Source organism: Shigella flexneri 2a str. 301 (genome assembly GCF_000006925.2).
Lineage (GTDB): Bacteria > Pseudomonadota > Gammaproteobacteria > Enterobacterales > Enterobacteriaceae > ECMA0423.
This window is the reverse complement of record NC_004337.2, coordinates 2,826,144-2,841,004: the sequence shown is the minus strand read 5'-3', so window position 1 is coordinate 2,841,004 and position 14,861 is coordinate 2,826,144. Positions and strand designations below refer to the sequence as shown.

Below are 14,861 nucleotides of genomic sequence, written 5' to 3'. Positions count from 1 at the left end.
TCCTGGTTATTTTGCCGTAGGTCAGCGTATCGTGAACATCTTTTCCAGTGTTCAGTAGGGTGCCTTGCACGGTAATTATGTCACTGGTTATTAACCAATTTTTCCTGGGGGATAAATGAGCGCGGGAAGCCCAAAATTCACCGTTCGCCGCATTGCGGCTTTGTCACTGGTTTCGCTATGGCTGGCAGGCTGTTCTGACACTTCAAATCCACCGGCACCGGTCAGCTCCGTTAATGGCAATGCGCCTGCAAATACTAATTCTGGTATGTTGATTACGCCGCCGCCGAAAATGGGGACGACGTCTACAGCGCAGCAACCGCAAATTCAGCCGGTACAGCAGCCACAAATTCAGGCTACTCAACAACCGCAAATCCAGCCAGTGCAGCCAGTAGCTCAGCAGCCGGTACAGATGGAAAACGGACGCATCGTCTATAACCGTCAGTATGGGAACATTCCGAAAGGCAGTTATAGCGGCAGTACCTATACCGTGAAAAAAGGCGACACACTTTTCTATATCGCCTGGATTACTGGCAACGATTTCCGTGACCTTGCTCAGCGCAACAATATTCAGGCACCATACGCGCTGAACGTTGGTCAGACCTTGCAGGTGGGTAATGCTTCCGGTACGCCAATCACTGGCGGAAATGCCATTACCCAGGCCGACGCAGCAGAGCAAGGAGTTGTGATCAAGCCTGCACAAAATTCCACCGTTGCTGTTGCGTCGCAACCGACAATTACGTATTCTGAGTCTTCGGGTGAACAGAGTGCTAACAAAATGTTGCCGAACAACAAGCCAACTGCGACCACGGTCACAGCGCCTGTAACGGTACCAACAGCAAGCACAACCGAGCCGACTGTCAGCAGTACATCAACCAGTACGCCTATCTCCACCTGGCGCTGGCCGACTGAGGGCAAAGTGATCGAAACCTTTGGCGCTTCTGAGGGGGGCAACAAGGGGATTGATATCGCAGGCAGCAAAGGACAGGCAATTATCGCGACCGCAGATGGCCGCGTTGTTTATGCTGGTAACGCGCTGCGCGGCTACGGTAATCTGATTATCATCAAACATAATGATGATTACCTGAGTGCCTACGCCCATAACGACACAATGCTGGTCCGGGAACAACAAGAAGTGAAGGCGGGGCAAAAAATAGCAACCATGGGTAGCACCGGAACCAGTTCAACACGCTTGCATTTTGAAATTCGTTACAAGGGGAAATCCGTAAACCCGCTGCGTTATTTGCCGCAGCGATAAATCGGCGGAACCAGGCTTTTGCTTGAATGTTCCGTCAAGGGATCACGGGTAGGAGCCACCTTATGAGTCAGAATACGCTGAAAGTTCATGATTTAAATGAAGATGCGGAATTTGATGAGAACGGAGTTGAGGTTTTTGACGAAAAGGCCTTAGTAGAAGAGGAACCCAGTGATAACGATTTGGCCGAAGAGGAACTGTTATCGCAGGGAGCCACACAGCGTGTGTTGGACGCGACTCAGCTTTACCTTGGTGAGATTGGTTATTCACCACTGTTAACGGCCGAAGAAGAAGTTTATTTTGCGCGTCGCGCACTGCGTGGAGATGTCGCCTCTCGCCGCCGGATGATCGAGAGTAACTTGCGTCTGGTGGTAAAAATTGCCCGCCGTTATGGCAATCGTGGTCTGGCGTTGCTGGACCTTATCGAAGAGGGCAACTTGGGGCTGATCCGCGCGGTAGAGAAGTTTGACCCGGAACGTGGTTTCCGCTTCTCAACATACGCAACCTGGTGGATTCGCCAGACGATTGAACGGGCGATTATGAACCAAACCCGTACTATTCGTTTGCCGATTCACATCGTAAAGGAGCTGAACGTTTACCTGCGAACCGCACGTGAGTTGTCCCATAAGCTGGACCATGAACCAAGTGCGGAAGAGATCGCAGAGCAACTGGATAAGCCAGTTGATGACGTCAGCCGTATGCTTCGTCTTAACGAGCGCATTACCTCGGTAGACACCCCGCTGGGTGGTGATTCCGAAAAAGCGTTGCTGGACATCCTGGCCGATGAAAAAGAGAACGGTCCGGAAGATACCACGCAAGATGACGATATGAAGCAGAGCATCGTCAAATGGCTGTTCGAGCTGAACGCCAAACAGCGTGAAGTACTGGCACGTCGATTCGGTTTGCTGGGGTATGAAGCGGCAACACTGGAAGATGTAGGTCGTGAAATTGGCCTCACCCGTGAACGTGTTCGCCAGATTCAGGTTGAAGGCCTGCGCCGTTTGCGCGAAATCCTGCAAACGCAGGGGCTGAATATCGAAGCGCTGTTCCGCAAGTAAGTAAGCATCTGTCAGAAAGGCCAGTCTCAAGCGAGGCTGGCCTTTTTCTTTTGTTTGGGAAGCTTGTGTTTTTGTCGCCTGGATAAGACACGTCAGCGTCCTACCCGGCAATCAGCATTCTATGTGCTCATCATCTTGCGCACCAACTGCATAAACAGCTCCTGCTCTTCTCCACTCAAACGCCCCAAAAATTCCTCATCCACGCTGTCACCAATAGGTATCGCCGCAGCAAGTAGCTTTTCTCCTTCGGCAGTCAGCCAGACAAAGCGTCGCCGCTTGTCAGCGACGTCATGTTCACGTCTGACTAAGCCACGATTTTCCATTCTTGCCAACATTTCTGCTAGCGTTGCTTTGGTGCTGACTGCTGCTTCTATCAGTGCCACCTGTTCAATACCAGGTTTATCAGCAATGGCGCGCATCACCGCGTACTGTGGTTTGGTCAGGTCAGGTAACTCGTGCTGCCAGCGAGCCGTGTGCTGCTGAAAAAGCTGTCGTAACTGATGGAACGCTTTATTTCGTAACGCCATGTAAACTCCGGGCTAATTCTCTGTCGCTATCATAGCGGTTTTTTAGTGACGAAGAAGATGTTGTTACTTTTCAATCCTTGCCGCTGTGGAAATGAAGGAGTATGTTAATAATAACGTTCGTATACGAATAATTAAGAGAATAAGCAATGAAACTGATCGTCGGGATGACAGGGGCTACCGGTGCGCCTCTTGGTGTGGCATTACTGCAAGCGCTGCGTGAGATGCCGAATGTCGAGACTCATCTGGTGATGTCGAAGTGGGCGAAAACCACCATTGAACTGGAAACGCCTTACAGCGCTCGCGATGTTGCTGCCCTCGCAGACTTCAGCCATAACCCGGCGGATCAGGCGGCGATCATCTCATCCGGTTCTTTTCGTACCGACGGCATGATCGTTATTCCGTGCAGTATGAAAACGCTCGCCGGTATCCGCGCTGGTTACGCCGATGGCCTGGTAGGGCGCGCGGCGGACGTCGTGCTCAAAGAAGGCCGCAAACTGGTGCTGGTGCCGCGTGAAATGCCGCTTAGCACCATCCATCTCGAAAATATGCTCGCACTTTCACGCATGGGCGTGGCGATGGTGCCGCCGATGCCTGCCTTTTATAACCATCCCGAAACGGTAGATGACATTGTCCACCATGTGGTAGCCCGCGTGCTGGATCAATTTGGCCTCGAACATCCCCACGCCAGGCGCTGGCAAGGATTGCCGCAGGCCCGGAATTTTTCTCAGGAGAATGAATAATGGCATTTGATGATTTACGCAGCTTTTTACAGGCGCTTGATGACCACGGCCAGTTACTGAAAATCAGCGAAGAAGTGAACGCTGAGCCGGATCTGGCAGCAGCAGCTAACGCCACCGGGCGTATCGGCGACGGCGCGCCCGCGCTGTGGTTTGATAATATTCGCGGCTTTACCGATGCCCGCGTGGCGATGAATACCATCGGTTCCTGGCAGAACCACGCGATTTCCCTTGGCCTGCCACCAAACACCCCGGTCAAAAAGCAGATTGATGAGTTTATCCGCCGCTGGGATAACTTCCCGATTGCCCCGGAGCGCCGCGCCAATCCAGCCTGGGCGCAGAACACCGTCGATGGCGAAGAGATCAACCTGTTCGATATTCTGCCGCTGTTTCGTCTGAATGATGGCGATGGCGGTTTCTATCTCGACAAAGCGTGCGTGGTTTCCCGCGATCCGCTCGACCCGGATAACTTCGGCAAGCAGAACGTCGGCATCTACCGCATGGAAGTGAAGGGCAAGCGTAAGCTCGGCCTGCAACCGGTGCCGATGCACGATATCGCCCTGCATCTGCATAAAGCAGAAGAGCGCGGTGAAGATCTGCCGATTGCGATCACGCTCGGTAACGATCCGATCATCACGCTGATGGGGGCCACGCCGCTGAAATACGATCAGTCTGAGTATGAAATGGCAGGCGCGCTGCGTGAAAGCCCGTACCCGATCGCCACCGCTCCGCTGACCGGTTTTGATGTGCCGTGGGGTTCAGAAGTGATCCTCGAAGGGGTTATCGAAAGCCGTAAACGCGAAATCGAAGGGCCGTTCGGTGAGTTTACCGGGCACTACTCCGGTGGGCGCAACATGACCGTGGTGCGCATCGATAAAGTCTCTTATCGCAGCAAACCGATTTTCGAATCACTCTATCTCGGTATGCCGTGGACCGAAATCGACTACCTATGACTAGGTAATTTATTCAAGATAACCGGGAAGAGATTAAAAAAGACGGGAATAGATTGGAATCAACAAGTTAGGAACTCAAGGTTTTCAAGATAAAGCGAGTCCAAAAATGTTAAACGGTTCGATATCAATAAAACATTCAAGATAACTCACAGGTTCTTACAATAGCCTTTAAAGACCGTTCAAAAACGATTCAGGTGTTTATTATAGCGCTGATGGGTGCAAGCGCCAAAACCAATGTAATTTTAGCACAGCTAGGCACTTGCACTGGGTTATGCGCTGGCTGCTTTCTGAGGTAGATTTAAGTGATCGCCCTTAGCTTCGGACAACGCGTAAATCTCTCTAACCTTTTCGTCTGGCAAATTACCAAGGCTTAACGCTATGGCTCTACGAACTCCAACTAGAGCGTGCAACTCTTGGATGTGCTCATCCAGAAGAATGAGTAATTGCTCCGCTCCTTTTCTCCCAAGAACATCAGCTACTTGTTGTTTTTCTTGTGGTTTAAGAAATGACAAGAACATTAGAATTTGAGCATCAACATTATCCGCATTCTCTTTTTTGGGTTCTTTGGAATCTTTTAGTTCAACATCACCCTCTCCCGTCATGAGCCATTCCAAGGTAACATTTTCGCTTTCTGCTATCTTTTTTAACTGATACGGGCGTGGTATCGGTGCGTAATCCCGCCTGTTGTAATAATTTTTTAAAGTGCCTTCATTGATCCCCCATGCCCGAGCAGCCGCATTTCTTGAAGGGTATCGTTCTACTAACCTAAAGATTCTTTCGATAATCGGTTCTTTTCCATCGGCAGGAAAAGAACCTTGGGGTGCTTTTCTCATTCTTGGTTCCTTTCTATCTAATTCATTGATAAATAATAAAATTAAAAAATAAATCATAAAAACACCAAAGAGCCCTTTGCAGGGAGTCTTTGGTATCTTAATCTTTATCCATACGGATATCCGACCGGATATCCGCGCGGGTAATTTTGTAGGTTAAAGGAAAGATGAGACAAAGAGAAGATAGTGACCGCGATTGGCCTTCGCTGAAGATTCAGCTGGCGCTCAAAGATAACGGGTGGTCTTCCTTCCGGGAGCTTTCACTCCATGCTGGTTATGCTCAGGATTCACTGAAAGCGGTAGTTCGCACACCAAACAAAAAATACGAACGCGTAATTTCTGACGCTATAGGTGTACCGCCAGAAATCATCTGGCCCAGCCGGTATCGTAACGATGGATTTATCAGGAAGGCGTCGTGATATGCAGTCGTACGTTACCGTAAATGACCTGCTCGGCGTACCAGGAATGCCAGCCACCACAAAAGGCATCCGACAGGCGTTACAGCGTTTTTCTCGTGATCTTGGTGACGTTAGTCGCCGTCGGGAAGGCACAAAAGCCATTGAGTACCACATTGATTGTCTGCCTGAAATAACACGAAAGGCACTGCGTGAACGCTATGTGGAACAGCTGGTGGCTACAGAGAACAATGTTTCTGAAGTGAAAGCTGTTACCAGAAAAACACGCAATCCTGACGCTGTCCAGGCAATCGAAGCATATCGCGGTTCTCCACAACTGATGGAAGAACGCCTGAATGCGCTGACCGAAAACCAGCGCTGGGTATCTGAAGCAAGAGCTGCGCTGGTGGTGGAAGTGCTGAAGCTGGAAAGCGCCGGTAACCCCGGGCGACTGAAAGCCATTAACTTTCTTGTTGAAAAAGCCCGTAAAGGTGAGCTGCCGGAGCGCCTGCAACAGGCCGCAGTTAACGCCAATGCAAAACGTGGCGCTAATCGTACTATCAGCCGCGATCCACTTTACCAGTGGGTTCTGAAATACAACCAGTCGCAGAACGCCGCCGAACGGCTGCTGTTACTGGCACCGGGAAAACGCGACGAAATAAAACCGGAAGAAATCAGCTGGCTGCCTGAATTTCTGGCGCAGTATCGCCAGGTGAACGGCAGACCCATGTCAGAAGCCTACGAGGATTTTGTCGCAGAATGGCAGCGTCGCCATGCGGACGAACCGTACATGCTGGAGGTGATGCCTTCCTATGATGTTGTCCGGTATGCCATGAAAAAACTGCCGGAAGTGGTGAAACAAAAAGGGCGCGTTACCGGCAGTGAATACCGTCAGCTTGAAGGATTCACCCGCCGCGACTGGACAGCTATGCCGGTGAATTATGTCTGGATTGGTGACGGTCACGGTATGAAGCTGAAATGTGCGCATCCGATCCACGGGCGTCCATTCTCACCGGAAGTCACGTTTGTGATCGATGGTGGAACACGGTTTGTTGTTGGCTGGAGTCTTGACCTTGCCGAAAACGTGTTCGCCGTTGCCGGTGCGATACAGCACGGCATTCGCAACCACGGAAAACCGTTCCTGTATTACTCGGATAACGGTTCCGGTGAAACGGCTGACATGCTGGACAAAGAGGTCGTGGGTATTCTGCCACGCCTGGGGATTAAACACCCTACCGGTATTGCCGGTAATCCACAGGGACGCGGCATTATTGAACGCCTGAACCGGACACTGCCGATGCGTATAGCCAGGAGGTATCGCACCTATTTTGGCAAGGGTGCTGACCGGGAATCGTTGCGTGTACTTAACCGTGATCTGCGTTCAGCGTTTAACGCCCTGCAACAGGACAAGCCTCTGAACGACCGCCAGAAAGCGGCAATGCGCGAGCTGCCATCGTGGGCGGAGCTTATTGAGGCTATTCGTGAAGGCGTGGAATGGTACAACAACCGCCCGCATTCTGAGCTGCCGATGAAACCGAACGGACGGCATTACAGCCCGACAGAGTTCAGAAAAAAACGCCAGGCAGAAGAAGACACCGAAATTGAGTGGCTGAGTGATCTTGAGCTGCGCGACATGTTCCGCCCAATGGTGGAACGACCGGTAAGACGCTGCGAAATTCAGTGGCTGAACAATATTTACTACGCGCCGGAGTTGCGTGACGAACACGGTCGCAAAGTGCTTATCAGTTATGACATTCATGACGCCGAGCGAATTACGGTACGTCGCAAGGACGGCAGCTTTATCTGTGAGGCGATATGGAACGGCAATAAACGCGCAGCCTTTGCTGTCAGTGCTGAATATCACAAACAACAGCAGCGTATTAAAGGAATGCGCAAACGCGCTGAGGAAAAAATTCGTGATGCTGAAGATGAAGGTATTCAGATTCTGGAACACAAACAGGCTGAACCCTGGCTGAGTAATGTTTATCGCCCGGTTGGTAATGTGGTGGCAGTTCAGCAACCGGAATATGAAGAAGAGCATGACGAAGAATTTGAACGCGATTTCCGGCTGGGGATGCAAAAACTTTTTGCCATGCAGGAAGAAGATGATCCGCTGGCCTGAATAAAAAAACAGTCCGCGGGAACGGACTGTTAAATAAAGGAAACAAAGCTGATTTGAAATAACCGAGGAAATACTATGACTGATATTGATGATGTTTGAGGTGTACTGGCAATAGCGGACACTACCATTTGTTCTTTTTTTAAGCAGCCATCTGATGATATTTTTCCCTGAAGGCTGCCGGGGAGATATTTGAGGTGTACTGGCAATAGCGGACACTACCATTTGTTCTTTTTTTAAGCAGTCATCTGATGATATTTTTCCCTGAAGGCTGCCGGGGAGATATTCCCCAGACGAGAGTGACGACGCTGACGATTGTAGAAAATCTCAATGTATTCCCGTATTACTGAGATGGCTTCATCCCGGTTATTAAAACGATAGTGGCTCAGGCTCTCATTTTTCAGCGTTCCCCAGAAGCTTTCCATCGGAGCGTTGTCGTAACAGTTACCTTTACGCGACATTGATGTTTTCAGACCAAACTGCTCCTGTATGACCCGGTAATCGTATGCGCAGTACTGTGAACCTCGATCAGAGTGGTGGATTAGCCCGGCAGGTGGGCGCTGGCTCCTGAGCGCCATAAACAGGGCTTTACCTGTCAGCTCTTTTGTCATGCGCTCTCCCATGGCGTAGCCGACAATTTCGCACGTATAAACATCTTTGATGCCAGCGAGGTACAACCATCCCTCCTGTGTGGCAACATACGTCAGGTCCGCCACCCAGACCTGATTTGGTGCTGTAGGAGCGAACGTCTGGTTCAGCAGATTTGGCACAACTGGCAGATTGTGGTTCGGGTTCGTAGTCGCTCTGAACTTGCGTTTCTGCTTACAGCGTAGCCTCAGCTCCTTACGAAGACGTGCCAGTCGGTCACGACCAACGATGATGCCATTCTCTGCCAGCTCCGTCTGGAGCCGCCGGGTTCCATATGTTTCGCGAGTGCGGATATGTGCCACCTTAATCTCCAGTTTTAGCCGCTCATCACTTTGTTTTCTGTCTGAGGGTTCATGCTGTACCCAGTTGTAATAACCGCTCCTGGATACACCAAATACCTGACACATCGCTTCAATGGGAAATTGTTGTCGCCATTGTTCGATTAACGCGTATTTTTCAGCGACTCCTGTGCAAAATACGCTGTTGCTTTTTTTAATATATCGCGCTCAAGGCGAGCTTCATTTAACGCCTTACGCAGTTGCAGAATTTCAGATTCCAGTTCAGCCACCGTGCGGGAACCAGGAGTACCGAGCCCTTTTCTGGCGGCGGTAACCCATTGTCCTAAAGTGCCTTCAGGAAGAGATAATCGGGAAGCGCCTTCACTGATCGAAAGTTGATTTTCAAGAACCGTTCTGACAGCTTCGGCTTTGAACTCTTTAGAGTAACGTTGGGTTTTTCTGCTCATTATTAGCTCCTTCTGATGCCATTCTATTTCAGGAAGGAGTGTCCGTTAAACTCAGGCTACCTCATGCTGTTGCAACCAGCTCAGAGCCGCCAGCGATTGCTGTGTGGCTTCAACCACCGGACAGGAGCGCGTTTTCAGGCTGATCACCAGTGCGTCGATTGCTTCCGGCATTTTACCTGTTGGAACACCGTTAATTTGTACCGTTGGTAGACCGTTTTCCACCAGAAAACTGGCGATATCCGTCGCGCCGGTAAAATCATCGGCGATAACGCCAATCTTGATCATGATTTCGCTCCCGGTAGAGTGATGCCAGAGAAAATCTTGATAACTGCGCTATCGTCTTCTTTCCCGTAACCCGCGTTACTGGCGCTGGTGAACATATTCAATGCTGTTGAGGCCAATGGCAGCGGGAAGTGCAGGGCTTTGGCTGTATCGGCAACCAGACCAAGATCCTTAACAAAAATATCGACGGCTGAATGCGGGGTGTAATCGCCATCCACCACATGACGCATCCGGTTTTCGAACATCCAGGAATTTCCGGCGGCATTGGTCACGACGTCATACATCACATCCAGCGGGATCCCCGCACGGGCTGCAAGTGCCATCGCTTCGGCTCCGGCAGCAATATGTACGCCCGCTAACAACTGGTGAATAATTTTTACGGTCGAACCTAGTCCCGGTTCTGCACCTATGCGATAAACTTTTCCGGCAACGGCTTCCAGCACGGGTACCAGTCGTTCAAAGGCAATATCGCTACCGGAGGCCATGACAGTCATTTCACCGTTAGCGGCTTTTACTGCACCACCAGAAACTGGCGCATCCAGCATTTCCAGATCGAATCCAGCCAGAGCGGTAGCAATTTCTTGCGCATCAGCACTAGCGATAGTGGAAGAAACCATTACTGCCGTACCGGGTTTCAGATGTTGTGCAACGCCTGTTTCACCAAACAGCACCTGTTTAACCTAGGCCGCATTGACCACCAGCACCAGCAGAGCGTCCAGTTTTTCGGCAAACGTCGCGGCGTTATCAGAAACCCCGCAAGCACCTGCCTCTTTCAACGTAGCGCAGGCATTGCTGTTCAGGTCTGCGCCCCAGGTAGAAAAACCTGCGCGGACACATGACAGTGCTGCTCCCATTCCCATTGACCCTAAGCCAACGATACCGACATGAAACTCAGATCCCGTTTTCATCTGCTCTCCTTGTTAATTTAAGTGATATTTTGTTTGATATTGTGAACATAAGCGCTGGGAGATAACGATATGGTGAGATGATTCACATAAATTAACATTTTGTGTTATTTTATGTGAACTAAGCGTTAGTTGCGCCGCGCACGTTTCGCAGGCAAATAGCGTAGAATGTCAGCAGGACAAAGGAAGGAGCAAAAGTTGATACCCGTAGAGCGTCGCCAAATCATCCTTGAGATGGTAGCTGAAAAAGGCATTGTCAGTATTGCTGAACTAACGGACAGAATTAATGTGTCACATATGACCATTCGTCGGGATTTACAAAAACTGGAGCAGCAGGGAGCCGTTGTGCTGGTGTCCGGAGGCGTCCAGTCTCCGGGACGCGTGGCGCATGAACCTTCTCATCAGGTAAAAACTGCGCTGGCAATGACGCAAAAAGCGGCTATTGGCAAGCTGGCGGCAAGTCTTGTTCTGCCGGGAAGTTGTATCTATCTGGATGCGGGAACGACCACGTTAGCGATAGCACAGCATCTGATTCACATGGAGTCACTGACTGTGGTCACAAACGATTTCGTTATTGCGAACTACTTGCTCGACAACAGTAATTGCACAATTATTCACACTGGCGGTGCAGTGTGTCGGGAAAACCGTTCCTGTGTCGGGGAAGCCGCTGCGACCATGCTGTGCAGCCTGATGATTGATCAGGCTTTTATTTCTGCATCGTCATGGAGTGTGCGGGGGATTTCTACGCCAGCGGAAGATAAAGTCACGGTGAAACGGGCGATTGCCAGTGCCAGCCGCCAGCGAGTTTTGGTCTGTGATGCGACGAAATATGGTCAGGTGGCGACATGGCTGGCGTTACCATTAAGCGAGTTTGATCAGATTATTACAGACGACGGTTTGCCGGAGAGTGCCAGTCGCGCGCTGGCGAAGCAGGATCTCTCTTTGCTGGTAGCGAAAAATGAATAATGGCCTGAAATAACATCTGGTTACTCATGCTTCACAGAAGAAGCATGAGACTACCTTATTTTATAAAATGACAGCCGCCCACTTTTCGGCGATCCGGTATCAATATAAATCTGGTTAGCGAACGTCTGAATGTTATCAAACATCATATGTCCAAATATAAAATAATCAGCGCCGTTTATTTGTTGTAACTCGCCATTAAGCGATTTCTGCACACGATAAACAGGCCAGAGTAATTCGCTCTCCGCTATTTCTTTGCCAAAGAGATATTCATCACCCGGATAATCTGCATGTGCGATGACATATTTTATTATGTCGTTAGTGATTTCAATAATATGTGGAAGGTGATGGAATTTCAGCAACAGAACTATTGCCTCTTGTTGCAATCATTTAAATCGAAAAACCAGTCACCACCGCTGGCAAGCCACATATTGCCATCGCCGGTCGCGAACGCATCCAGCGCCATTGCTTCGTGGTTGCCTTTAACGGAGATAAACCAGGGCTGGTTTAGCAGGCGCAGGACGTCAAGACTCTCCGGCCCACGATCAATATTATCGCCGACAGAAATAAGTAAGTCGGTTTCGGGGAAAAAAGAGAGTTGATGTAAGCGGGATTGTAATAACTGATATTCACCATGAATATCACCAACGACCCATATATGGCGATAGTGATGGGCATTGATTTTTTGGTAGCGTGTAGATGGCATGGTTTTACCCTGTAAAATAAGCTTTCCTATTATACAGGGTATTTTTATTTGATTCGTCAGTTGTCGTTAATATTCCCGATAGCAAAAGACTATCGGGAATTGTTATTACACCAGACTCTTCAAGCGATAAATCCACTCCAGCGCCTGACGCGGAGTCAGTGAATCCGGGTCGAGATTTTCCAGTGCTTCGACCGCAGGCGAAGTTTCTTCTGGCACTGACAGCAAAGACATCTGCGTACCATCCACTTGCGTCGCGGCGGCGTTCGGCGAAATGCTTTCCAGCTCACGCAGTTTTTGCCGTGCGCGCTTAATAACCTCTTTCGGTACGCCCGCCAGAGCAGCAACCGCCAGACCGTAGCTTTTGCTCGCCGCGCCGTCCTGCACGCTGTGCATAAAGGCGATAGTGTCGCCGTGCTCCAGCGCATCGAGATGTACGTTGGCGACGCCTTCCATTTTCTCCGGTAGCTGGGTCAGCTCGAAATAGTGGGTGGCAAACAGCGTCAATGCCTTAATCTTATTCGCCAGATTTTCTGCGCACGCCCACGCCAGCGACAGACCATCGTAGGTGGACGTTCCACGCCCGATCTCATCCATTAACACCAGACTGTATTCGGTGGCGTTATGTAAAATATTGGCGGTTTCAGTCATCTCCACCATAAAGGTTGAGCGCCCGGAAGCCAGGTCATCTGCCGCGCCTACGCGGGTAAAGATGCGATCGATAGGTCCAATCTCGACTTTTTGTGCCGGTACATAGCTGCCGATGTAGGCCATCAGCGCAATCAGTGCGGTCTGGCGCATATAGGTACTTTTACCGCCCATGTTCGGGCCGGTAATAATCAACATACGGCGCTGCGGCGACAGATTCAGCGGGTTAGCGATAAATGGCTCATTCAGTACTTGTTCAACTACCGGATGGCGACCTTCGGTAATGCGAATGCCCGGTTTATCAATGAAGGTCGGGCAGGTGTAGTTCAGGGTATAGGCCCGTTCCGCCAGGTTAACCAGCACGTCGAGTTCCGCCAGCGCGCTCGCGCTCTGTTGCAACGCTTCCAGATGCGGCAACAGCAGGTCGAACAGCTCTTCATAAAGCTGTTTTTCCAGTGCCAGTGCTTTGCCTTTTGAGGTGAGAACTTTATCTTCGTACTCTTTTAGCTCTGGAATGATGTAGCGCTCGGCGTTTTTCAGCGTCTGGCGACGCATGTAGTTGATGGGTGCCAGATGGCTTTGCCCACGGCTGATTTGAATGTAGTAGCCGTGCACCGCATTAAAGCCAACTTTTAGCGTGTCCAGGCCGGTACGTTCACGCTCGCGGACTTCCAGACGCTCCAGATAATCGGTCGCGCCGTCAGCCAGCGCGCGCCACTCATCCAGCTCTTCGTTATAGCCCGATGCGATAACACCACCGTCGCGTACCAGCACCGGCGGTGTGTCGATGATTGCTCGCTCCAGCAGATCGCGCAGCTCGGCAAACTCGCCCATCTTCTCACGTAGCGCCTGTACCGGTGCACTATCGACAGTTTCTAACTGCGCACGCAGCTCCGGCAGTTGCTGGAAAGCGTGGCGCATACGGGCCAGATCGCGTGGGCGAGCAGTTCGTAAAGCCAGACGTGCCAGAATACGTTCCAGGTCGCCGACCTGACGCAGTACCGGCTGCAACTCGGCGGTGAAATCCTGCAATGCGCCAATAGTTTGCTGGCGCTCAAGCAACACGCGGGTATCGCGCACTGGCATATGCAGCCAGCGTTTCAGCATACGACTACCCATCGGCGTGACGGTGCAGTCGAGCACAGAAGCCAGCGTATTTTCCGCACCGCCCGCCAGGTTCTGAGTAATTTCCAGGTTACGACGTGTCGCGGCATCCATAATGATGCTGTCCTGCTCACGTTCCATGGTGATAGAACGAATATGCGGCAGGGTCGTGCGTTGGGTATCTTTCGCATACTGCAACAGACAACCGGCAGCACAAAGTCCGCGCGGCGCGTTCTCGACGCCAAAACCGACCAGATCGCGGGTGCCAAATTGCAGATTCAACTGCTGGCGCGCGGTGTCGATTTCAAACTCCCACAGCGGGCGACGGCGCAGGCCGCGACGGCCTTCAATCAGCGACATCTCGGCGAAATCTTCTGCATACAGCAGTTCCGCCGGATTAGAGCGTTGCAGCTCTGCCGCCATCGTTTCGCGGTCGGCCGGTTCGCTCAGGCGAAAACGCCCGGAGCTGATATCCAGCGTCGCGTAGCCGAAACCTTTGCTGTCCTGCCAGATAGCCGCCAGCAGGTTGTCCTGACGCTCCTGTAACAGGGCTTCATCGCTGATGGTGCCTGGCGTAACGATACGCACAACTTTGCGCTCAACCGGACCTTTGCTGGTCGCCGGATCGCCAATTTGTTCGCAGATGGCAACGGACTCTCCCTGATTCACCAGTTTGGCGAGATAGTTTTCCACCGCATGGTAGGGAATCCCCGCCATCGGGATCGGCTCTCCCGCCGAAGCACCGCGTTTGGTCAGTGAAATATCCAGCAGTTGCGACGCGCGTTTTGCGTCGTCATAAAACAGTTCATAAAAATCACCCATCCGGTAAAACAGCAGGATCTCGGGATGCTGGGCTTTCAGCTTGAGATACTGCTGCATCATGGGCGTATGGGCGTCGAAATTTTCTATTGCACTCATGGGGTTATGTCCGGTTCCCTGATATTAAATGGGGTGTGATGGTTTTTATTTTCGTTGTAATCACATAAGGCGCA

At 51.1% G+C, this 14,861-nt stretch carries 11 protein-coding genes, 3 pseudogenes and 3 other annotated features; of the genes and pseudogenes, 7 read left to right on the top strand and 7 right to left on the bottom strand.

All coding sequences use genetic code 11. From position 1 onward, the window contains the following. Positions 1 to 115 precede the first annotated feature (115 nt). Positions 116 to 1,255, top strand: coding sequence for a lipoprotein NlpD (gene nlpD / locus SF2765; protein ID NP_708547.2), 1,140 nt, complete (start codon positions 116 to 118; stop codon positions 1,253 to 1,255). Between the two features lie 26 nt (positions 1,256 to 1,281). Then, entirely contained in the window at positions 1,282 to 2,310 is a 1,029-nt protein-coding gene (locus SF2764; protein NP_708546.1) for an RNA polymerase sigma factor RpoS, read from the top strand. A 119-nt stretch (positions 2,311 to 2,429) separates the two neighbouring features. Here SF2764 and SF2763 read toward each other — a convergent pair whose 3' ends face one another. Further along, positions 2,430 to 2,837, bottom strand: a complete 408-nt coding sequence (locus SF2763) for a transcriptional regulator (RefSeq protein ID NP_708545.1) — start codon at positions 2,835 to 2,837, stop codon at positions 2,430 to 2,432. 146 nt (positions 2,838 to 2,983) lie between these two features. On the opposite strand from SF2763, the gene padI reads away from it, so the two are divergent. Both padI and SF2761 read left to right on the top strand, forming a co-directional pair. Next, complete coding sequence (gene padI, locus SF2762) at positions 2,984 to 3,577, top strand: phenylacrylic acid decarboxylase-like protein (protein NP_708544.1); 594 nt, start codon at positions 2,984 to 2,986, stop codon at positions 3,575 to 3,577. Continuing rightward, a pseudogene (locus tag SF2761) lies at positions 3,577 to 4,620 on the top strand. The gene padI and the pseudogene SF2761 overlap by 1 nt, the downstream one beginning before the upstream one ends. 176 nt (positions 4,621 to 4,796) lie before the next feature. Here SF2761 and SF2760 read toward each other — a convergent pair. Continuing rightward, complete coding sequence (locus tag SF2760; RefSeq protein ID NP_708542.1) at positions 4,797 to 5,360, bottom strand: regulatory protein; 564 nt, start codon at positions 5,358 to 5,360, stop codon at positions 4,797 to 4,799. Positions 5,361 to 5,524: 164 nt separating this feature from the next. Between SF2760 and SF2759 the strand changes: the two genes are divergently transcribed. Both SF2759 and SF2758 read left to right on the top strand, forming a co-directional pair. Next, positions 5,525 to 5,776 carry a DNA-binding protein gene (locus SF2759; RefSeq protein NP_708541.1) on the top strand — a complete coding sequence of 84 codons (252 nt, stop codon included), beginning with the start codon at positions 5,525 to 5,527 and terminating at the stop codon, positions 5,774 to 5,776. A 1-nt stretch (position 5,777) separates the two neighbouring features. Further along, the gene (locus SF2758; protein NP_708540.2) at positions 5,778 to 7,874 is read left to right on the top strand and encodes a phage transposase; all 2,097 of its coding nucleotides are present in this window, start codon (positions 5,778 to 5,780) and stop codon (positions 7,872 to 7,874) included. 190 nt (positions 7,875 to 8,064) lie between these two features. After that, positions 8,065 to 9,328: a mobile genetic element, on the bottom strand. Here SF2758 and SF2757 read toward each other — a convergent pair. From SF2757 to SF2755, 3 genes and pseudogenes are all read right to left on the bottom strand, one after another. Continuing rightward, on the bottom strand, positions 8,108 to 8,926 hold the full coding sequence (locus SF2757) for an insertion sequence element IS600 protein (protein NP_708539.1): 819 nt from the start codon (positions 8,924 to 8,926) through the stop codon (positions 8,108 to 8,110). (Overlaps the previous feature by 819 nt.) After that, positions 8,962 to 9,264 carry an insertion sequence element IS600 transposase gene (locus tag SF2756; RefSeq protein ID NP_708538.1) on the bottom strand — a complete coding sequence of 101 codons (303 nt, stop codon included), beginning with the start codon at positions 9,262 to 9,264 and terminating at the stop codon, positions 8,962 to 8,964. Its footprint lies within the feature at positions 8,065 to 9,328. A gap of 217 nt (positions 9,329 to 9,545) precedes the next feature. After that, positions 9,546 to 10,454, bottom strand: a sequence feature (Similar to Escherichia coli K12 dehydrogenase gi: 1789092 (303 aa). BLAST with identity of 99% in 303 aa. This CDS contains an in-frame stop codon. The sequence has been checked and is believed to be correct.). Next, positions 9,546 to 10,454: pseudogene (locus SF2755) on the bottom strand. (Overlaps the previous feature by 909 nt.) Before the next feature lie 165 nt (positions 10,455 to 10,619). On the opposite strand from SF2755, the gene ygbI reads away from it, so the two are divergent. Further along, positions 10,620 to 11,417: a DeoR family transcriptional regulator gene (ygbI, locus tag SF2754; RefSeq protein NP_708537.1), complete on the top strand. Its 798-nt coding sequence runs from the start codon at positions 10,620 to 10,622 to the stop codon at positions 11,415 to 11,417. Positions 11,418 to 11,467: 50 nt separating this feature from the next. Continuing rightward, positions 11,468 to 12,120, bottom strand: a sequence feature (Similar to Escherichia coli K12 protein phosphatase 2 gi: 1789090 (219 aa). BLAST with identity of 95% in 218 aa. This CDS contains an in-frame stop codon. The sequence has been checked and is believed to be correct.). On the opposite strand, the pseudogene pphB reads toward ygbI, so the two are convergent. After that, positions 11,468 to 12,120: pseudogene (gene pphB / locus SF2753) on the bottom strand. It overlaps the preceding feature by 653 nt. 105 nt (positions 12,121 to 12,225) lie before the next feature. After that, a complete protein-coding gene (mutS, locus tag SF2752; RefSeq protein NP_708536.1) occupies positions 12,226 to 14,787 on the bottom strand; it encodes a DNA mismatch repair protein MutS in 2,562 nt (853 codons plus the stop codon). Between the last annotated feature and the right edge of the window lie 74 nt (positions 14,788 to 14,861).